This window comes from Pseudomonas sp. KT_2_4 (assembly GCF_041410225.1).
GTDB classification, from domain to species: Bacteria; Pseudomonadota; Gammaproteobacteria; order Pseudomonadales; family Pseudomonadaceae; genus Aquipseudomonas; species Aquipseudomonas paracarnis.
Window position 1 is genome coordinate 5851785 of sequence record NZ_CP166962.1, and the last position, 19768, is coordinate 5871552.

The following is a 19768-nucleotide window of genomic DNA, read 5'->3' on the forward strand; positions in this document are numbered from 1 at the left end:
ACAACCCCGTCATGTAGTGCCTGATGAGGCCAGGTCTCAGATAAAACCCTGGCACTGAGCTTATTTTTTTCTGATGTGTTTGAGTGGGTTGCTGAATGTTTGAAGTTTAACTGTCGACCCGATTAAATTAACGCTTTGCGCGTTTTTACGTCTGTAGTATCAGGGTTTTAGCGTGATTGATAAGGGGCGGCTGTGCTGCGCTGAATAAACTGTGTGCGGATTTTTTGCGGTCGTGTTTATAGGGTTTTCTTGCAAAGAATTAGCGATGGTGAAGGCGTTTTCAATATGGGAGCTTTATCGGGCTGACTACGGAACAGTCGGCATCGATAACTCCTGTACATGGACGATTCATTTCACTGTTCAGAGTAGTAAAGTGCCATGCATATCCCAGTTAGACAGTCTTTCCAGTCGCATCCCCCTGAGACATTGAACTCCAATTTTTCACCTGATGAGAAGCAAGTTATTCGTTGGGCCAATAATAAAAAATCTTTCACCACGGACCAGGCGGCGAAACATATTACGCGCAGTAATGCGAAGTTTAAGGACAGTAATAGAGATGGAAAAGTTGTGGTGGGGTTTAACTTTTCCGGGGGGTTCAATGCGGCGCAGAAAGAGCGAGCCAGGCAAGCCCTTCAATACTGGGCGGATATCGCCAATATCGAATTTGTTGAAAATGACTCAAACACCGATGGCAAGATCACTATCAAGGGGACTGGCGGATCGGGAGGCTGGGCAACCTTTCCGTTCGGTCAGCATGCAAAAGTCCAGGCCAATATAGGCACTTCGGGTGGGCAGAACCCGACCATGGGCAGCCACTTTCTGGGTTTGTTGATCCATGAACTGGGGCATACCCTGGGGCTCAGTCATCCAGGTGAATACAATGGCCAAGGCTTCAACTACGAGCGCAGTGCCGAATATGCACAGGACACCAAGGCACGCAGTGTCATGAGCTATTGGGCCGAGACCCATCAACCGGGGCACAAGTTTGCCGGCCGCAGCCCGGCGGCACCGATGATGGACGATGTCGCGGCAGCACAGCGGCTCTATGGCGCCAATACGAAGACCCGCAATACCGACACTACCTATGGCTTCAATTCCAATGCCGGTCGCGAGGTCTACAGCCTCAAGCAGGGGAGTGACAAGCCGATTTTTACCGTCTGGGATGGCGGCGGTAACGATACGCTCGATTTCTCCGGGTTTACCCAGAACCAAACCATCAACCTCAAGGCTGAGGCGTTTTCGGACGTGGGAGGCTTGCGCGGGAACGTATCGATTGCCAAGGGCGTCATTGTCGAAAATGCCATCGGCGGTGCTGGCAACGATACCTTGACGGGAAACGAGGGCAACAATCGCCTTACGGGCGGCAAGGGTGCCGATAAGTTGCACGGCGGTGCAGGGGCAGACACATTTGTGTATCACCGCATCGGCGATTCGACACCGCAGAACCCAGACGTTATTCAGGACTTCCAAAGCGGGCTCGACAAGATCGACCTCACCGGCGTTCTCCAGGAGGCAGGGATCAAGTCGTTGAATTTCGTTGATAAATTCGGCACAAAAGCGGGGGATGCCGTGCTCGGTCATGACTCGAAGACTGGCCGTTCCACGTTGGCTGTGGATACAACGGGGAACGGCACGGCGGATCTGATGATCGCCAGCCAAAGCCAGATCAAGCAGACGGATGTGATCTGGAACGGTGAGGCGCCGACTGTCACACCGACGCCTGGGCCCACTGTTGTCCCTGTGTCGGAACCCGTTCCGAGTCCCGTTCCCAGTCCCATTTCGGAGCCGACTGACTCCAAGCCTGATCCCAAGCCTGACCCTGACCCACAGCCAGAGCCGAGGCCAAGCCCCGGCCCGGCGCCCCGGTCGGGGAGAAGGTTTATCCAGAAAGTTTTTTCATCGTTCAAGGGGTTTGTAAATAAGGTGCGGTCGATATTCCGGTGAGTCCGGTGGCTATTGGCTAGTCCCTTGATCAGCCCAGAGCATGCCATCGCAGCGTCTGACCAACAACACGCGTACCTTTCACCGCCTTGAGCTTGCAGCTTTTCCTGACGGTGATTGCCTGGGAATGCCAGCCCCTGCAACCCAACGATTGCGCTTGCACCTTTGTGCCGTAGCGCCGCTCTCCCGGTTACCTCTGTCCAGGCTTGAACGCGCGCATCACCGCGTTCAAGCCTGCCTGCCGTACGTTTTCTCCCTTCAGCCGTGTCCTTTGCAGCGGGCTATCAGCGCTCGGTGATCGTTCTGCTTCGTCGCTTCATAGGGCGCCTGCAAGGCTCTGCTCAACCGTCGAACACTCCCGTTGAGGCACACACTGGCCGTATTGCAGTGCGTTTTTCATGTTTCAGTTTTGGAGCGTCAGCCGGATCGGTTGTTGCAGTACATTCAATGACCGTCCTCGGCCAGACTAAAGCCGTTGTATGAGCACTGCAGGTTTTTTCTTTCAATACGAACTCTGCTATTCGTCTGTGCATTGGGTTGTTGTGTAGGACGGGTTAAAAGTTGCCAGTCGGGTATAGGTTTTTGGGCGATTGGGGTGTTGTCTGATTGTGAATAACGCTTTGCAATAAAAATTATGTAAAGTGTGTTTGTGAGGTTTAATGTTCATGCAAAACAAAGAGTTATCATGTTTGCGGTTAAAGTGCTATCTGTTCTGGGGTTTCGGAAGTTTTCAAGTATAAGATGAAAGTGTTTTTAAATTTTAGAGTGTGTCGAGTTGAATTATTTCACCGCTGGTGTACGGCAAGGGAGTGTGCGAATTTAACGCTGTGCCGATAACTACTGCTGCTCTTGGTGGGCGGGAATCGGTATCTCGAACGTGCTGATGTTACAGCCTCGAGTCTGATTTTTATGAGGACGTTGGTTTATGAGAGTGCCAGGACCATCCACACCTAATATTGTTATACCCAAGGAACCAGCTCTTAATAGCAGTATCAGCCCAGAAAGCCCTGCCGGGGCCTATACACTCAATAGTAAAAAGCCGATGTTTACTACGGAACAGGCGGGAAAACACATCACCCGCAACGGTTTCAAGGTTCATGATAATAATGGTGACGGCAAAATTACCTTGTCCGTTCGCGTCTCCAAGGGCTTTACCCCGCAGCAGGCAGAGCAGGTCAGGCAGGCACTGCAATCCTGGCAGGATGTCGCTAACGTTACATTTACTGAAAAACCGCAACATTCAGACGGTCATGTTGATATCAGTGAAATGCCCGGAACACCGGGGGGAGTGGCCTCACTGCCTGATAAGTTCATGACTCGAACCTTCGTAAATATTGGAACGGCGAATGCGGGGGCGAACCCTTCACTGGGTCATTATTTTCGCGGGGTGCTTATCCATGAAATAGGTCATTCAATCGGCCTGGAACACCCGGGGCGTTATGATGGTTTTGGTAACTATGGGCGTGACGCAGTCTATGCAGGGGATACTCGAGCGCGTTCGGTGATGAGTTACTATTCAGAAAAAAACCAGCCAGGCCACGACTTCAAATTGTTGAACCCTTCTGCGCCGATGATGGATGACATCTCGGCTGTCCAGAAACTGTATGGGCCGAATACCAATACGCGCAATACCGATACAACCTATGGGTTTAATTCCAATACGAACCGTGAAGCGCTTAGTTTGAAGTCGACAAATGACAACCCTGTTTTTTGTGTGTGGGATGGTGGTGGGAAAGACACGTTGGATTTCTCTGGGTATTCACAGCCTCAGAAAATCAATCTCAATGCCGAGTCTTTTTCGGATGTCGGTGCGTTGAAGGGTAATGTCTCCATAGCCAAGGGCGTCACACTGGAAAACGCGGTGGGCGGCAAGGGAGATGACGCTCTCATAGGTAACCAGGTCGCCAATCGTCTCAAAGGGGGCGGTGGAGCAGACCGGTTGTCAGGGGGAGGGGGGGCAGACACTTTTGTCTATGACCATGCCAATGATTCCACGCCGGATAACCCCGATGTAATTCTGGATTTTGAAAGTGGTGCAGACAAAATTGACGTCTCCGGGGCTTTGAAAAGGGCCAATCTCAGTGCGCTTAAATTCGTTGATCGCTTAACGGGTCAACCCGGCCAGGCTGTGATGAGTTACAGCGAGGGCAGTAATGAGGGAAGTCTGGCCCTGGACCTGACGGGCAACGGCAAGGCTGACCTGTTCGTAAAAAGCATCGGCCGGATAAACGCGGGTGATGTTGTGGCACACGGCGATACCCCTACGCCAAACCCTGAACCGAAAGACCCCAAGCCTGCGCCGCGGCCTCAATTCGACGAGCCCAAAACCAAGCCTGAGCCCAAACCGAAGGAGCCAAAGCCTGAGGAGCCCAGGCCAAGTCCAGACCGCTGTGAGCCGAAGCCACAGCCAGACCCTTGTGAGCCGAAGCCAAGTCCAGACCGCTGTGAGCCGAAGCCACAGCCAGACCCTTGTGAGCCGAAGCCAAGTCCGGACCGCTGTGAGCCGAAGCCACAGCCAGACCCTTGTGAGCCGAAGCCAAGTCCGGACCGCTGTGAGCCGAAGCCACGGCCAGAGCCTTGTGAGCCGACGCCACGTCCAGACCTGTGTGAGCCAAAGCCGCGCCCGTCCCCGCGTGAACCCAGGCGGCCTGAGACCCGCGAGCCGACGCCACGTCCAGACCCGTGGGAGCCAACGCCACGCCCGAAGCCGCGTGACCCTCGGCCACGCCCGGAGACCCGCGAGCCGACGCCACGTCCAGCCCCGTGGAAGCCCACGCCACGCCCGCACCCGCGTGACCCTTGGCCATGCCCGGAGACCCGCGAACCGACGCCACGTCCAGACCCGTGGGAGCCAACGCCACGCCCGAAGCCGCGTGACCCCCGGCCACGCCCGGAGACCCGCGAGCCGACACCACGTCCAGACCCGTGTGAGCCAACGCCGCGCCCGAAGCCGCGTGACCCCCGGCCACGCCCGGAGACCCGCGAGCCGACACCACGTCCAGACCCGTGTGAGCCCATGCCGCGCCCGTCCCCGCGTGACCCCAGGCCACGGCCTGAGCCCCGCGAGCCGACACCACGTCCGGCCCCGTGTGAGCCCATGCCGCGCCCGAACCCGCGTGAGCCCCGGCCATGGCCGGTGACCCGCGAGCCGACGCCTCGTCCAGATCCCTGTGATCCGCAACCGGATCCTTGCGAGCCGAGAGCTGCCAGTCGAAACGATCAGTCGGCGTATTCAGCGCGGTCTTGGAACGGGCGCCATTCACCGGCAGCCGCACGCTGAATACGTTCAAGTAGCGTGCTGCTTTTATAAGTAAAAAAGTCGCGCTGATTGCTCGATTTAAATCGAGTCTGTTGCAAAATCAAATCATGTATTACGCAGTGTATAAGTGCAAACAATCAGCAATGGCTTGATGTTCGTCAGTAAAGCGGGTGCTGTGATACTTATATAAAGATTGGTTTGTCGGGTAATTAATTTTCTTGGGTTGTGAATGGTTGAATGGGTGGGCGGTTATGCACGGACTGGCCGTAGCGGCTCGGAAGGGGAGGTTGATCGACTTAAAGATTTGAATGGCTATTAATGAAGTTGGATGTCTAGGAATTCACCGGTGACTTACGTGTGAAGTGTTGTGTTGTTGTTTTTAACTAACTGAGAAACGTGATTATGATCAATGCAAATACACCCGCTGCAAATTATTATGTGCCCACACCGAACGCGGCCCCTCAGCCGTCTCAGGTGCTACGTTCTGGCAATCCAGCTGAAAGTGAGGCTGCCAGTTTCCTTCATCGCGACGCGAACTTAGCAGCCGACAAACAAGCCTCAACAAACTCTCAATTGCTTAATCTTTCTGCTCCGCTGATAGGGGCACGCACTCATCAGCAGCGAATGTATGGATTGAGTCTAAACTCGGGGCTGCTTCGACTTGGAGACATCCATTCCGGCAACGTGGTGACGGCCCGTTGCTATCCGATGGCAGAGGAAAATACCAAACCCACTCCTGAGCCCCGGCCAAACGGCGGTACCAAGCCGGCAGCCGATCAGCCCCAGCCAAACGGCGGTACCAAGGGGGCAACAGATCAGTCTCAGCCAAACGGCGGTACCAAGCCGGCAGCCGATCAGCCCCGGCCAAACGGCGGTACCAAGCCGGCAGCCGATCAGCCCCAGCCAAACGGCGGTACCAAGGGGGCAACAGATCAGTCTCAGCCAAACGGCGGTACCAAGCCGGCAGCCGATCAGCCCCGGCCAAACGGCGGTACCAAGCCGATAGCCGATCAGCCTCGGCCAAGTGGCTACACCACGCCAGTAAGTGATAGGCCCAAGCCCAACATCGACACCACGCCAGTCGGTGGTAAGCCCAAACCCAGCGTCGACACCCTGCCAGTCGTTGATAAGCCCAAACCCAGCGTCGACACCCTGCCAGTCGTTGATAAGCCCAAGCCCAACGTCGACACCCTGCCAGTCGTTGATAAGCCCAAGCCCAACGTCGGCACCCTGCCAGTCGTTGATAAGTCCAAGCCCAACGTCGACACCATGTCAGTCGTTGATAAGGCCAAGCCCAACGTCGACACCCTGCCAGTCGTTGATAAGGCCAAGCCCAACGTCGGCACCCTGCCAGTCGTTGATAAGCCCAAGCCCAACGTCGGCACCCTGCCAGTCGTTGATAAGCCCAAGCCCAACATCGACACCCTGTCAGTCGTTGATAAGCCCAAGCCCAACGTCGACACCCTGCCAGTCGTTGATAAGCCCAAGCTCAACGTCGACACCCTGCCAGTCGTTGATAAACCCAAGCAACCCCGTGACACCAGAACCGATGACACCACCTATGGATTCAACTCGAATACTGGCAAGGCGGAAACGACCCTGACGTCCGCGGCCGATAAGCCAGACTTCAACGTATGGGATGAGCGTGGGAACGATACCTTTGATTTCTCTGGCTTCAAGCAGGATCAAATCATCAACTTGCGCGGTGGTTCGTTTTCCAGCGTGGGGGGGGCTGAAGGAAAACGTCAGGATCGGCGAGAAGACGGTGATCGAAAATGCTGTGGGGGGCCATGGTAACGATCGCATCATCGGTAACAGTGCGGATAATGTGCTCACCGGTGGCGCGGGGGCCGATACGTTGGTGGGCGGTGGCGGTTGGAACACCTTCAAGTTCAACGCCTTTAGCGATTCAACCCGTGCCAATGCCGACTTGTTGTTGGACTTCAACACGGGGCAGGACAAGATCGACCTGTCGCAAATGGTGCTCGACGGCAAGGTAGCGTTGAACTTCGTCGAGAACTATACGGGGGCGGCAGGCGACACCATCATCAAGTTTAATCCGCAAACGGGACGTTACTTGCTGGCGGTCGACCTGGATGGCGATGGCAAGACCGACTTCCTGATCAAAAGCACCCGAATGATCAGTCCAGAAGATGTCATCGGGCTCAACATCAAAGAGGGCAGTTATCTCTAATGCCTTGATCGCGCGCCTTTGACGGGCGCCACTGCTGGAAGCAAGGCGGGGGCGGGACTTACTCACGTGTTGATTAAGTCCCGCCCTTTTGTGCGTTTTGAAGTGGCGCACGGGCTTGTCAGGACGCTTGGACGGTGGCCAACGCGGCTTTACGTGCAACGCTCATGAAACGCAACAACGCAACCAGCGCAAATGCACTGCCCACCAGCATGACGGCCAACCAGCCGCCATGTTCATACACGCTGCTGGCAATCGCTGAACCGAACGCACCGCCGATAAAAATGCTGGTCATGTACAGCGCGTTCAGGCGGCTGCGGCTGTTGGCATCGAGGGCGTAGATGGCGCGCTGGCCGAGGACCATATTCATCTGCACGCAGAAGTCCAGAACCACACCGGTGACTGCCAGGCCGATCACGCTGTAAAGCGGGTGTACCAACGCCGGCAGGAAACTCAGCGCGCCAAACAGCATCGCCAGCAACGAGGCGCGGTGGGTATGGCCTGCGTCGGCCAGGCGACCGGCCATGGGCGCGGCGATGGCGCCAAGTGCACCGACCAGGGCAAACAGTGCGATCTCGCTTTGGCTCAGGCCGTGGTTACGCGCCAGTTCCAGTGGTACGGCAGTCCAGAACAGGCTGAAGGCGGCGAACATGCAACCCTGGTAGAACGCCCGCTGGCGCAACAGCGGTTGTTCACGCAACAGGGTGCCCAGGGAGCGCAGCAACTGGCCATAGCTGGCACTGTGATCGGGTTGGCGCTTGGGGATTGTCAGCATCAGCACCACGCTGATGAACGCCATCAGTGCGGCGGCCGCTATGAACATCGCACGCCAGCCGAAGTGATCGGCCACCACGCTCGACACCGGCCGTGCCAGCAGGATGCCCAGCAGCAGGCCGCCCATGATGCTGCCGACCACCCGGCCCCGGGACTCGGCCGGCGCCAGGTGTGCGGCCAGCGGAATCAGGATCTGCACCGAGACGGAACTGAAACCGATCAGCAGCGACACCAGCAGGAACAGGTTCGGCTGTTCGATAAACGCCGCACCCAGCAGGCTGGCGATCGCCACGACGGTGGTGGCGATCATCAGCTTGCGGTTTTCCAGCAGGTCGCCCAGAGGCACCAGGAAAAACAGGCCCAGGGCATAGCCGATTTGCGTGAGGGACACGATCAGGCTGGCCATTGCCGGCGTCAGGCCAATGTCCGGGGCAATCAGCTCGATGATCGGTTGCGCGTAGTAGATGTTGGCGACAATGGCGCCGCAGCAAAACGCGAACAGCATGACCATGCCCCGGGTCATGGTGCCTGCAGCGTGAGAGGTTGCGTTCATGGTGTACTCATAAAGGCGAAGGACGATGGCGTGAGAGAGTAAAGACAAGGCTCGCAAGTGAGTAGACTGCTTGTGGTGATATCACTTATGCCGAGTGATGATACATTCAGACACATCTGCCTTACGCATAAAAGTGGGAGCTGGCTTGTCTGCGATGGCGGTGCACCAGTCACCAGAAATATGACTGATAGATCGCTTTCGCAGGCAAGCCAGCTCCCACAGGTTTGACCGAGTTGATTCAGTCAGATGGATTATTGGCCAGAGTAGATCTGGTCAAACACCCCACCATCATTGAAATGGGTCTTTTGCACTGTGCGCCAGTCGCCGAAGGTCTTCTCCACCGACAGGAAGTCCACCTTGGGGAACCGGTCGGTGTACTTGGCCAGCACCTTAGGGTCCCGTGGGCGCAGGTAATTGTTGGCCGCAATTTCCTGGCCTTCGGGCGACCACAGATACTTGAGGTAGTCCTCAGCCACCGCACGGGTGCCTTTTTTCTCGACCACTTTATCCACCACCGACACCGGCGGTTCGGCTTCGGCGGAGACGCTTGGGTAGACCACTTCGAACTGATCACGGCCAAACTCACGGGCGATCATTTCCGCTTCGTTTTCAAAGGTCACCAGCACGTCGCCAATCTGGTTGGTCATGAAGGTGGTGGTGGCGGCGCGGCCACCGGTGTCCAGCACGGGCGCTTGCTTGAACAACTTTCCAACGAAGGTCTTGGCCTTGTCTTCATCGCCGCCGTTCTTCAACACGTAGCCCCAGGCCGACAGGTAGGTGTAGCGGCCGTTGCCCGAGGTCTTCGGGTTGGGCACGATCACTTGCACGCCATCCTTGAGCAGGTCGGGCCAGTCTTTCAACGCCTTGGGGTTGCCTTTGCGCACGATAAAGACTGTGGCTGAGGTGAATGGCGCACTGTTATTCGGCAGGCGTGTCACCCAGTTGTCCGGCACCAGCTTGCCGTTATCGACCAGGGCATTGATGTCGGTGGCCATGTTCATGGTGATCACGTCGGCGGGCAGGCCGTCGATCACCGAGCGCGCCTGTTTGCTGGAGCCGCCGAAGGACATCTGCAACGTCAGCTTGTCGTCCGGGTGCTCGGCTGCCCAATGCTTCTGGAAGGCGGCGTTGTAGTCCTTGTAGAAATCGCGCATCACGTCGTAGGAGACGTTGAGCAGGGTGGTCGCTGCCTGGGCGGAGCCCGCCAGGGCCAGGCCGGCGGCCAGGAGGGAGGCGCTGAGGATTTTTTTCACTGCTCATTCCTTGTTGTTCGAGAAGAGGGAGGCAATTTGCCAGCGACTATAGCCGGGCCTTCATAGAGCTTTAAAGATTAAAAAGAACTTTGCTTATTCCAGTTTGCGAAACAGATTGCTGCCACAGCGCGCACAAAACGCGGCGTTGGGTTCATGGCTGTCCTTCTTGCACACTGGGCAGTCGGTATGCAGCTGTTCGCCGCGCATGGCACTGGCCAGTTCAGCGGTAAAAATACCCGTCGGCACGGCGATGATCGAGTAACCGGTGATCATCACCAGCGATGAAATAACCTGGCCCAGGGGCGTCTTGGGCACGATATCGCCGAAGCCCACGGTGGTCAGGGTGACGATCGCCCAGTAGATGCCCTTGGGGATACTGGTAAAGCCATGTTCCGGGCCTTCGATCACGTACATCAACGTGCCGAACACCGTCACCAGGGTGCACACGCTGACCAGGAACACCACGATCTTCTGCTTGCTGCCGCGCAGCGCCGCCATGAGGTAGTTGGCCTGCTTGAGATACGGGCTGAGCTTGAGCACGCGGAAGATGCGCAGCATGCGGATGATGCGGATGATCAGCAGATACTGGGCGTCGCTGTAGTACAGCGCGAGGATGCCGGGGACGATGGCGAGCAGGTCCACCAAGCCATAAAAGCTGAAGGCATAGCGCAGCGGCTTGGGCGAGCAATACAGGCGCAGGCCGTACTCGATGGCGAAGATCAGCGTGAAACCCCACTCGATATAGGCCAGCACGTCGGCGTAGTTCTGGTGAATTGTGTCGATGCTGTCGAGCATCACGATCACCAGGCTGGCGAGGATGATCAGCAGCAGGATGCCGTCAAAGCGCCGCCCGGCGACGGTGTCGCTTTGGAACACCATGATGTAGAGGCGCTGGCGCCAGTCGTTGTTGCTGTCCATAAACCCTGCCTGAAACGAATATCGAGCAAGCCTAGGGCGATTCGTACGGGCTGTCCATGTGAGGCTTGTGCAGCATTCGCTGACCGGCGCGCACCAGCCAGCACGCGAGGATAAACGGCGCGGTCAGCGCGGGCAGGTGCAGGGCGGCGAAGCCTGGGGTGAGCAGGATGGCCAGGCCGATACCCAGCAGTGGCAACCAAGGCTGGCGACGCGACGAGCACAGGGCCAGGGCGGCCAGCGCGGGGTTATAACTGTGCAGGCCGAGCAGAGCGCCAGTGGCGTCGTTCAACCACAGGCCGGCCAGCATGCCGAGAGTGGCGCCGCCCAAGGCCCACGCGACGGCGCGACGGTCGGCCAGCAGCAAGCCCAAGGCGATCAGCACACCCGCCAGGGGCTGGTCCAGCAGCATGATTTGCCCAAGGCCGGTGAAGGGCGCGGCCAGTATAGCGACAGTGTCGGGCTCGCTCAGCGCAAGGGTGTTCTGCGGGACCTGGCCGAGCAGCAACCAGCCCAGCCCAACAAAGGGCGCGGTGTACGCTGGCAAATCCAGGGGTTGGGTCGCGTGTTTCAACCAGTGCCGGGTGAGGATGGCACTCAAGCCGCCGCACGCCAGGATCAGCGGCGGCACCAGCGCCGACCAGGCAAAGTGCTGGCTGATCAACAGGCCCAGCAATACGCCGTTGTAGCTATACAGCCCGGCCTGGCGCTCGGCCTTGGGATACCCCCGGCGCTGGGCCGTGAGCAACCCCGCGACACCTCCCAGCAAGGCTCCGCCGAGCAACGCCGGGGCGCCGATCAGGATCGCCAGCAGGCACAGCAGGCCGCACAGCGGGTGGCGCTGCAGGAAGATTTGGCTGAAGCCGTTGAGCAGGGCTTCGGCCCAGTCGGGGCAGGTTGGGTTGTGCATTTGGGTTGAGTCAATAAGACCGAGTTGCCCTCCTCGCAGGCAAGCCAGCTCCCACATTTGATTGATGTTCGACATGCAAACTCGATCAAATGTGGGAGCCGGGCTTGCCCGCGATGAGGCCCTGACAGGCGCTAAATCAGCGTCTCTATACGCAGCGAATTGGTGGACCCCGGCTGCCCGAACGGCACCCCTGCGGTAATCACCAAGGTATCGCCACGCTGCGCCATGCCCTGGGCCTGGGCAATTTCCAGCGCGGTGGAACACACCTCATCCACCTGGCGCAGCCGATCATTGACTACCGAGTGCACGCCCCACGCCACGCTCAGGCGTCGCGCCGTGGACAGGTTGGGCGTGAGGTTGAGAATCGGCGCCACGGGCCGTTCCCGCGCCGCACGCAAGCTGGAACTGCCGGACTCGCTGTAGTTCACCAGCACCGCTACCGGCAGGATGCTGCTGATGCGGCGGATCGCGCAGCTGATGGCGTCCGACACCGTGGCATCTGCCTTGGGCCGGCTGACATCCAACTGTGCCTGGTAGTCTGGGCCGTTTTCCACCTGGCGGATGATCTTGCTCATCATCTGCACCGCTTCCAGCGGGTACTCGCCCGAGGCGGTTTCCGCCGACAGCATCACCGCGTCCGCACCTTCAGCCACCGCATTGGCGACATCGGTGACTTCGGCGCGGGTGGGTGCTGGCGAGAAGCGCATGGATTCGAGCATCTGCGTGGCCACCACCACCGGCTTACCCAGTTGGCGGCAGGTGCTGATGATGTCTTTCTGGATCTGCGGCACGCTCTCGGCCGGCACTTCCACGCCCAAATCACCCCGGGCCACCATGATCGCGTCGCTCAGTTCGGCGATTTCGCGCAGCCGTTGCACCGCTGACGGCTTTTCGATCTTGGCCATCAAAAACGCCTTATCACCAATCAGCTCGCGGGCTTCGCGGATGTCTTCCGGGCGCTGCACAAACGACAGCGCCACCCAGTCCACACCCAGCTCCAGGCCGAAGCTCAGGTCGCGGCGGTCCTTGGCGGTGAGTGGGCTCAGTTCCAACAGCGCTTGTGGGACGTTCACACCTTTACGGTCAGACAGTTCGCCGCCATTGAGCACGGTGGTGTCGATGGCGTCGGCATGCTTGGTGATCACGCGCAGGCGCAGCTTGCCGTCGTCGAGCAGCAGGTCCATGCCCGGCTCCAGGGCCGCGATGATTTCCGGGTGGGGCAGGTTGACCCGGCGTTGGTCCCCCAAAGTTTCATCCAGGTCCAGGCGCAGGGCCTGGCCGCGTACGAGCTGCACCTTGCCTTCGGCAAAGCGTCCCACCCGCAGCTTCGGCCCTTGCAGGTCCATGAGGATACCGAGCGGGTAGTTGAGCTGGCGCTCGACCTGGCGAATCCACTGGTAGCGCTGGGCATGGTCGGCGTGGTCGCCGTGGCTGAAGTTGAGACGGAAGATATTTACCCCGGCCTCCACCAGCTCGCGGATGTCGTCGATACCGTCGGTGGCCGGGCCCAGGGTGGCGAGGATTTTGACCTTCTTGTCAGGCGTCATGGTTGGCAGTCTCAAGGATCAGGATGGCGCGGAAGTCGTTGACGTTGGTGCGCGTCGGCTCGGTGACGATCAAGTCGCCCAGGGCGGCGAAATAGCCGTAGCCGTTGTTGTTGTCCAGCTCATCACTGGCCGACAGGCCCAGGGCTTCGGCACGGCGGTAGCTGCAGGGGGTCATGATCGCGCCGGCGTTGTCTTCAGAACCGTCGATGCCATCGGTATCGCCGGCCAGGGCGTACACGCCGGGCAGGCCCTTGAGGCTGTCGGTGAGGCTCAAGAGGAATTCCGCGTTGCGCCCGCCACGGCCGTCGCCGCGTACGGTGACGGTGGTTTCGCCCCCCGAAAGGATCACGCACGGCGCCGCCAGTGGCTGGCCGTGCTGCACGATCTGGCGGGCGATGCCGGCGTGTACCTTGGCCACATCGCGGGCTTCGCCTTCCAGATCACCGAGGATCAGCGGGCTGAAACCGGCCTGGCGCACTTTTACTGCTACCGCTTCCAGGGATTGCTGCGGGCGGGCGATCAATTGGAAGTGGCTGCGGGCAAGCACCGGGTCGCCGGGCTTGACGGTTTCCGAGGCCGGGTTCTGCAACCAACTGCGCACCGAAGCGGGGGCGTCGATGTGGTAACGCTTGAGGATCGCCAGGGCCTGTTGTGAGGTGCTCGGGTCACCGACGGTCGGGCCCGAGGCAATCACCGTGGCCTGGTCGCCCGGTACATCGGAGATCGCGTAGGTGTACACCGTGGCCGGCCACGCAGCCTTGGCCAACCGACCGCCCTTGATCGCCGAGAGGTGCTTGCGCACGCAATTCATCTCGCCAATGGTGGCGCCGGATTTAAGCAGGGCTTTGTTGATGGCTTGCTTGTCCGCCAGGGTGATGCCCTCGGCGGGCAGGGCGAGTAGTGCCGAGCCACCGCCGGAGAGCAGGAAGATCACGCGGTCGTCTTCACCCAGATGGCTGATCAGTTCCAGCACGCGCTGGGCCACGGCCAGGCCGGCCGCATCCGGCACCGGATGGGCGGCTTCGACCACTTCGATTTTTTTGCATGGCGCGCCATGGCCGTAGCGGGTGACCACCAGGCCCGAGACCTCGCCCTGCCAACAGTCTTCGACGACCAGTGCCATGGCGGCCGCGGCTTTGCCGGCTCCGATCACGATCACACGGCCACTGCGGTCGGCAGGCAGGTAGGGTTCAAGGACTTGCCGGGGGTGGGCGGCGTCGATGGCTGTGGCAAACAGCTCGCGAAGCAGGTGTTGCGGATCGACCGACATAAGCGGGCTCCCGGGGGATTCTTGTTATTAGAGGTGCAGCGATCGTTCCCACGCTCTGCGATCGTTCCCACGCTCTGCGTGGGAATGCAGTCCGGGACGCTCTGCGCCCAAAGCGTGACGCGGAGCGTCACAAGAGGCATTCCCACGCGGAGCGTGGGAACGATCAGCGGTGTGGGTTATTTTTCGCGAATCGAGAAGTTCGCCATATGCTCCAGGCCCTTGATCAGCGCCGAGTGGTCCCAGTTGCCGCCGCCAATTGCCGTGCAGGTGCTGAACACTTGCTGGGTGCCGGCGGTGTTCGGCAGGTTGATCCCCAGTTCCTTGGCACCAGCCAGCGCCAGGTTCAGGTCCTTCTGGTGCAGGTTGATGCGGAAACCCGGATCGAAGGTGCCCTTGATCATGCGCTCGCCGTGCACTTCCAGGATCTTCGACGATGCAAAGCCACCCATCAGCGCTTCACGCACTTTGGCCGGGTCGGCGCCGTTTTTGGAGGCGAACAACAACGCTTCGGCCACCGCCTGGATGTTCAGCGCGACGATGATCTGGTTGGCCACCTTGGCGGTCTGGCCATCGCCATTGCCGCCTACCAGGGTGATGTTTTTGCCCATGCTCTGGAACAGCGGCAACGCGCGTTCGAACGTCTGCGGTTCGCCGCCGACCATGATGCTCAAGGTGCCGGCCTTGGCACCGACTTCACCACCGGACACCGGTGCGTCCAGGTACTGCGCGCCGGCCTGGTTGACCTTGGCGGCGAATGCTTTGGTCGCAGTAGGGGAGATCGAGCTCATGTCGATCACCACCTTGTTCGGTGACAGGCCCGCAGCCACGCCGTCGGCGCGAAACAGCACGTCATCGACTTGAGGGGTGTCGGGCACCATGACGATGATGAACTCGGCTTCCTGGGCCACTTGTTGCGGGTTGGCCAGCGCCACGGCGCCGGCGCTGATCAGTTCAGCCGGAGCCTTGCCGTGATGTTCGGAGAGAAACAGTTGATGGCCTGCTTTCTGCAGGTTGGCGGCCATGGGTTGGCCCATGATGCCGGTGCCGATGAATCCGATTTTAGCCATGATCAAAATCCTCGTTTAATGTGGGAGCTGGCTTGCCTGCGATGGCATTACCTGGGTATGCCTGATACAGCGAGGTGTCCGCATCGCTGGCAAGCCAGCTCCCACAGTGTTTTGTGTTGTGTCAGTTGTCAGATGGCGTTATGGGTTTTGAGCCAGCCCAAACCCGCCTCGGTAGTGGTCAACGGCTTGTACTCACAGCCGACCCAACCCGCGTAACCAATGCGGTCCAGATGCTCGAACAGGAAGCGGTAGTTGATCTCACCGGTACCTGGCTCGTTGCGCCCTGGGTTGTCCGCCAGTTGAATGTGGTTGATCTCGCCCAGGTGCGCCGCCATGGTCCGCGCCAGGTCGCCTTCCATGATTTGCATGTGGTAGATGTCGTATTGCAGGAACAGGTTGGCGCTGCCCACTTGCTCGCGAATCGACAGGGCCTGCGCCGTGTTGTTGAGGTAGAAGCCGGGAATGTCGCGGGTGTTGATCATCTCCATCACCAGCTTGATACCCGCCGCCTGCAGCTTCTCGGCGGCGTACTTGAGGTTGGCGACGAAGGTCTTTTCTACGGTCTCGTCATCAACGCCTTGTGGCCGGATACCCGCCAGGCAGTTGACCTGGGTGTTGCCCAAGACCTGGGCATAGGCGATCGCCAGTTTGACCCCGGCACGGAACTCCTCGACCCGGTCCGGGTGGCAAGCCAGGCCGCGCTCGCCCTTGGCCCAGTCACCGGCTGGCAGGTTGAACAGCACCTGGGTCAGGCCGTTGGCGTCCAGCTGCGCCTTGATATCGGCAGAGCTGAATTCATACGGGAACAGGTACTCCACGCCCTGGAAACCGGCATCGGCAGCCGCTTTGAAGCGGGCAAGGAAATCCTGTTCGGTAAACAACATGGACAGGTTGGCAGCAAAGCGCGGCATAGGGTTCTCCTTAATCGAGCAGGGAAATGGCAGTCGGCGCATCGTTGCCGACCAGGGCCAGATCTTCGAATTCATTGACAGCGTTGATCTCGGTGCCCATGGAAATATTGGTCACCCGTTCCAGAATAATCTCAACGATCACGGGCACCTTGAATTCTTCGATCATCTCTTGGGCCCGGCGCAAGGCCGGTTGGATCTGGCCTGGCTCGAACACACGCAGAGCCTTGCAGCCCAAGCCCTCTGCAACCGCCACATGGTCGACGCCATAGCCGTTGAGTTCGGGGGCGTTGAGGTTGTCGAAGGACAGCTGCACGCAGTAGTCCATCTCGAACCCACGCTGGGCCTGACGGATCAGGCCCAGGTAAGAGTTGTTCACTACCACATGGATGTACGGCAGCTTGAACTGCGCGCCCACCGCCAGTTCTTCGATCATGAACTGGAAGTCATAGTCGCCCGACAAGGCCACCACTTTGCGGCTCGGGTCGGCCTTGACCACGCCCAGCGCTGCGGGAATGGTCCAGCCCAATGGGCCGGCCTGCCCGCAGTTGATCCAGTGGCGGGGCTTGTACACATGCAAGAATTGCGCGCCGGCAATCTGCGACAGGCCGATGGTGCTGACGTAGCAGGTGTCTTTTCCGAACACCTGGTTCATCTCTTCGTACACGCGTTGCGGCTTGACCGGCACATTGTCGAAGTGAGTCTTGCGGTGCAGGGTGGCCTTGCGCTGTTGGCAGTCATGCAACCAGGCACTGCGGTCCTTGAGCTTGCCGGCGGCTTTCCACTCGCGGGCCACTTCAATGAACATCGTCAGCGCGGAGCCGGCGTCAGAAACGATGCCCAGGTCCGGCGTGAACACGCGGCCAATCTGGGTCGGTTCGATGTCGACGTGAATGAATTTACGGCCCTCGGTGTACACCTCGACCGAACCGGTGTGACGGTTGGCCCAGCGGTTGCCGATGCCCAGCACCACGTCCGACTTGAGCATCGTCGCGTTGCCGTAGCGGTGCGAGGTTTGCAGGCCGACCATGCCCACCATCAGCGGATGGTCGTCCGGGATCGTGCCCCAGCCCATCAGGGTCGGGATCACCGGGATGCCGGTCAGCTCAGCGAACTCCACCAGCAACTCGCTGGCGTCGGCGTTGATCACGCCGCCACCGCTCACCAGCAATGGGCGTTCGGCTGCGTCGAGCAGAGCCAGGGCTTTTTCCACTTGCACACGGGTCGCCAGCGGCTTGGCTAGAGGCAGCGGCTGGTAGGCGTCGATGTCGAATTCGATCTCGGCCATCTGTACGTCGAACGGCAGGTCGATCAACACCGGGCCAGGGCGGCCGGAGCGCATTTCATAAAAGGCCTTCTGGAACGCGTAAGGCACTTGGCCGGGTTCCAGCACCGTGGTTGCCCACTTGGTCACTGGCTTGACGATGCTGGTGATGTCCACGGCCTGGAAGTCTTCCTTGTGCATCCGGGCGCGGGGGGCTTGGCCGGTAATGCACAGGATCGGGATCGAGTCGGCCGAGGCGCTATACAGGCCGGTGACCATGTCGGTACCCGCCGGGCCCGATGTGCCGATGCACACGCCGATATTGCCGGCCTTGGTGCGGGTGTAGCCCTCGGCCATGTGCGAGGCGCCTTCAACGTGGCGAGCAAGGACGTGATCGATGCCACCCACCTTCTGCAAGGCCGAATACAGCGGGTTGATCGCGGCGCCTGGGATACCGAAGGCGGTATCCACACCTTCACGGCGCATCACCAGGACGGCGGCTTCGATTGCTCTCATTTTGCTCATGGTTTTGGTGCCTCTTGCGTTTTGTAATTGTATACAAGTGGTGTCTGTCCAAAGTGTATTCACGGCGAGCTACGTTGGTCAATGCCTTTCGTGAACTGACCTTTGCGTTCGTCGGAAGCGCTTTTTTCGACGTATGGAGCCTTTGTTGAAAAATATTGTATACAAAAACAGATATCATTGTGTTCTATTTGTGTCATCGGGCATCTGATCAAACAGACCTCACCGCGTTACCCATAACAAGATAAGGACGGCACCTATGAGCGCTTTAACCTTGAAACTCGCCACCCAGCTGGCCACCCAGGCCCTTACTGCAGGCCGCACCATTTCGGCTGCGCCACTGACCATCGCCGTGCTCGACAGCGGCGGCCATCTGGTCACCCTGCAACGCGAAGACGGCGCCAGCCTGCTACGCCCGCAAATCGCCATCGGCAAAGCCTGGGGCGCCATTGCCCTGGGCAAGGGTTCACGTTTGCTGGCACTGGACGCCCAACAGCGCCCGGCGTTTATCGCGGCCTTGAACAGTCTGGGGCAGGGCAGCGTCGTGCCGGCACCGGGTGGGGTGTTGATTCGGGATCAGAGCGGCATGGTGCTCGGCGCAATTGGGATCAGCGGGGACACGTCCGATATTGACGAGCAGTGTGCGATCACAGCGATAGAGGGGGTGGGGTTGATGGCGGATGCGGGGGTGTCGGCTTGAATCGTTCTGACTGTGAGTAAGCTATCGCAGGCAAGCCAGCTCCCACATTGGCGGTGTTCACAAATCCAACTGTGTGAATCCAATCAGTGTGGGAGCTGGCTTGCCTGCGATGCAGTCGACTCGGTCTACAGTCAAACCCAAATAGCATCCCACAGCGGATAGTCGCCAAACTTCTTTACCAGCCCAGCCCTGAGTGGATTAGCTACGATGTAGCGTGCAATCCCCTCAAGGCTTTCCTCTCGACGCACGGCATGATCATGAAAGCCCGGCTGCCAGAGGCGACCTTGGCGGCCAGCCACCGCATTCACAATTCGGGTGCTCTTGGACTTCACTTGTCGCATCAAGTCGGCAAGCGAACCTTTCTCCAGAGCAACAAGCCAATGGAAATGATCAGGCATTACTACCCAGGCCAATGAGGTTGCGAGCCCTTTATATTGAACGATTCTGAATTGGTGTACGACCAGACGGCCAAGTCTGAAGTCGCTGAAGATGGGCTCACGTTCAAGGGTGTTGGTGGTGAGCAGGTAAATGCGGTTGGATTCGTTATAGCGGCCGATGCGCAGGCGTTTTGAAGCAGGTAGATCAGGCATTCCTTGGCCTCTCTTCAGATGGTGTTCTGAGAGGCTAGACTGAGGGGCGAAGGCTGATCGGCAGGCTTTTAGCAGGATGTGTCTGGATGGGCGCTATCGCGGGC

General features: G+C 59.1%; 15 protein-coding genes. 5 read left to right on the forward strand and 10 right to left on the reverse strand.

Annotated elements, in window-relative coordinates; translation table 11 throughout:
* Positions 1 to 378 precede the first annotated feature (378 nt).
* The 4 genes from AB9N64_RS27065 (at position 379) to AB9N64_RS27080 (ending at position 7394) form a co-directional block, all read left to right on the forward strand.
* Entirely contained in the window at positions 379 to 1944 is a 1566-nt protein-coding gene (locus AB9N64_RS27065; protein ID WP_371359800.1) for a M57 family metalloprotease, read from the forward strand.
* Positions 1945 to 3514: 1570 nt separating this feature from the next.
* Positions 3515 to 5221 (forward strand): M10 family metallopeptidase C-terminal domain-containing protein, encoded by a 1707-nt coding sequence (locus AB9N64_RS27070; protein WP_371360402.1) that lies wholly within the window; start codon positions 3515 to 3517, stop codon positions 5219 to 5221.
* A 381-nt stretch (positions 5222 to 5602) separates the two neighbouring features.
* Positions 5603 to 6997, forward strand: coding sequence for a M10 family metallopeptidase C-terminal domain-containing protein (locus tag AB9N64_RS27075; protein WP_371359801.1), 1395 nt, complete (start codon positions 5603 to 5605; stop codon positions 6995 to 6997).
* Positions 6966 to 7394 carry a M10 family metallopeptidase C-terminal domain-containing protein gene (locus AB9N64_RS27080; RefSeq protein ID WP_371359802.1) on the forward strand — a complete coding sequence of 143 codons (429 nt, stop codon included), beginning with the start codon at positions 6966 to 6968 and terminating at the stop codon, positions 7392 to 7394. The genes AB9N64_RS27075 and AB9N64_RS27080 overlap by 32 nt, the downstream gene beginning before the upstream one ends.
* A 118-nt stretch (positions 7395 to 7512) precedes the next feature.
* On the opposite strand, the gene AB9N64_RS27085 is transcribed toward AB9N64_RS27080, so the two are convergent.
* The 9 genes from AB9N64_RS27085 to gcl form a co-directional block, all read right to left on the reverse strand.
* Positions 7513 to 8718, reverse strand: coding sequence for an MFS transporter (locus tag AB9N64_RS27085; protein ID WP_323558752.1), 1206 nt, complete (start codon positions 8716 to 8718; stop codon positions 7513 to 7515).
* A gap of 251 nt (positions 8719 to 8969) precedes the next feature.
* Positions 8970 to 9971 carry a sulfate ABC transporter substrate-binding protein gene (locus tag AB9N64_RS27090; protein ID WP_014717712.1) on the reverse strand — a complete coding sequence of 334 codons (1002 nt, stop codon included), beginning with the start codon at positions 9969 to 9971 and terminating at the stop codon, positions 8970 to 8972.
* A gap of 93 nt (positions 9972 to 10064) precedes the next feature.
* On the reverse strand, positions 10065 to 10889 hold the full coding sequence (locus tag AB9N64_RS27095; RefSeq protein WP_014717713.1) for an ion transporter: 825 nt from the start codon (positions 10887 to 10889) through the stop codon (positions 10065 to 10067).
* A gap of 31 nt (positions 10890 to 10920) precedes the next feature.
* Entirely contained in the window at positions 10921 to 11796 is an 876-nt protein-coding gene (locus AB9N64_RS27100; RefSeq protein WP_038449570.1) for an urea transporter, read from the reverse strand.
* Positions 11797 to 11927: 131 nt separating this feature from the next.
* Positions 11928 to 13343, reverse strand: coding sequence for a pyruvate kinase (pyk, locus tag AB9N64_RS27105; protein WP_014717715.1), 1416 nt, complete (start codon positions 13341 to 13343; stop codon positions 11928 to 11930).
* Positions 13333 to 14613, reverse strand: a complete 1281-nt coding sequence (locus AB9N64_RS27110) for a glycerate kinase (protein WP_019820389.1) — start codon at positions 14611 to 14613, stop codon at positions 13333 to 13335. The genes pyk and AB9N64_RS27110 overlap by 11 nt, the downstream gene beginning before the upstream one ends.
* A gap of 176 nt (positions 14614 to 14789) precedes the next feature.
* Complete coding sequence (locus AB9N64_RS27115) at positions 14790 to 15680, reverse strand: 2-hydroxy-3-oxopropionate reductase (protein WP_019820390.1); 891 nt, start codon at positions 15678 to 15680, stop codon at positions 14790 to 14792.
* A gap of 128 nt (positions 15681 to 15808) precedes the next feature.
* The gene (gene hyi, locus AB9N64_RS27120; RefSeq protein WP_014717718.1) at positions 15809 to 16591 is read right to left on the reverse strand and encodes a hydroxypyruvate isomerase; all 783 of its coding nucleotides are present in this window, start codon (positions 16589 to 16591) and stop codon (positions 15809 to 15811) included.
* Positions 16592 to 16601: 10 nt separating this feature from the next.
* Positions 16602 to 18377 carry a glyoxylate carboligase gene (gene gcl / locus AB9N64_RS27125; protein ID WP_003189987.1) on the reverse strand — a complete coding sequence of 592 codons (1776 nt, stop codon included), beginning with the start codon at positions 18375 to 18377 and terminating at the stop codon, positions 16602 to 16604.
* A gap of 256 nt (positions 18378 to 18633) precedes the next feature.
* Here gcl and AB9N64_RS27130 point away from each other — a divergent pair, with 256 nt between their 5' ends.
* Positions 18634 to 19074, forward strand: a complete 441-nt coding sequence (locus AB9N64_RS27130; protein WP_020302584.1) for a heme-binding protein — start codon at positions 18634 to 18636, stop codon at positions 19072 to 19074.
* Between the two features lie 131 nt (positions 19075 to 19205).
* Here the strand turns inward: AB9N64_RS27130 and AB9N64_RS27135 are convergent, their stop codons facing one another.
* Positions 19206 to 19664, reverse strand: coding sequence for a transposase (locus AB9N64_RS27135; RefSeq protein WP_014717720.1), 459 nt, complete (start codon positions 19662 to 19664; stop codon positions 19206 to 19208).
* Positions 19665 to 19768: the final 104 nt, after the last annotated feature.

Excerpts from the sequence above, each read along its gene's own strand:
- AB9N64_RS27065 (WP_371359800.1), top strand. The coding sequence starts at position 379 with ATGCATATCCCAGTTAGACAGTCTTTCCAGTCGCATCCCCCTGAGACA.
- AB9N64_RS27070 (WP_371360402.1), top strand. The coding sequence starts at position 3,515 with ATGGATGACATCTCGGCTGTCCAGAAACTGTATGGGCCGAATACCAAT.
- AB9N64_RS27075 (WP_371359801.1), top strand. The coding sequence starts at position 5,603 with ATGATCAATGCAAATACACCCGCTGCAAATTATTATGTGCCCACACCG.
- AB9N64_RS27085 (WP_323558752.1), bottom strand. The coding sequence starts at position 8,718 with ATGAACGCAACCTCTCACGCTGCAGGCACCATGACCCGGGGCATGGTC.
- AB9N64_RS27095 (WP_014717713.1), bottom strand. The coding sequence starts at position 10,889 with ATGGACAGCAACAACGACTGGCGCCAGCGCCTCTACATCATGGTGTTC.
- AB9N64_RS27100 (WP_038449570.1), bottom strand. The coding sequence starts at position 11,796 with ATGCACAACCCAACCTGCCCCGACTGGGCCGAAGCCCTGCTCAACGGC.
- pyk (WP_014717715.1), bottom strand. The coding sequence starts at position 13,343 with ATGACGCCTGACAAGAAGGTCAAAATCCTCGCCACCCTGGGCCCGGCC.
- AB9N64_RS27110 (WP_019820389.1), bottom strand. The coding sequence starts at position 14,613 with ATGTCGGTCGATCCGCAACACCTGCTTCGCGAGCTGTTTGCCACAGCC.
- AB9N64_RS27115 (WP_019820390.1), bottom strand. The coding sequence starts at position 15,680 with ATGGCTAAAATCGGATTCATCGGCACCGGCATCATGGGCCAACCCATG.
- hyi (WP_014717718.1), bottom strand. The coding sequence starts at position 16,591 with ATGCCGCGCTTTGCTGCCAACCTGTCCATGTTGTTTACCGAACAGGAT.
- gcl (WP_003189987.1), bottom strand. The coding sequence starts at position 18,377 with ATGAGCAAAATGAGAGCAATCGAAGCCGCCGTCCTGGTGATGCGCCGT.
- AB9N64_RS27130 (WP_020302584.1), top strand. The coding sequence starts at position 18,634 with ATGAGCGCTTTAACCTTGAAACTCGCCACCCAGCTGGCCACCCAGGCC.
- AB9N64_RS27135 (WP_014717720.1), bottom strand. The coding sequence starts at position 19,664 with ATGCCTGATCTACCTGCTTCAAAACGCCTGCGCATCGGCCGCTATAAC.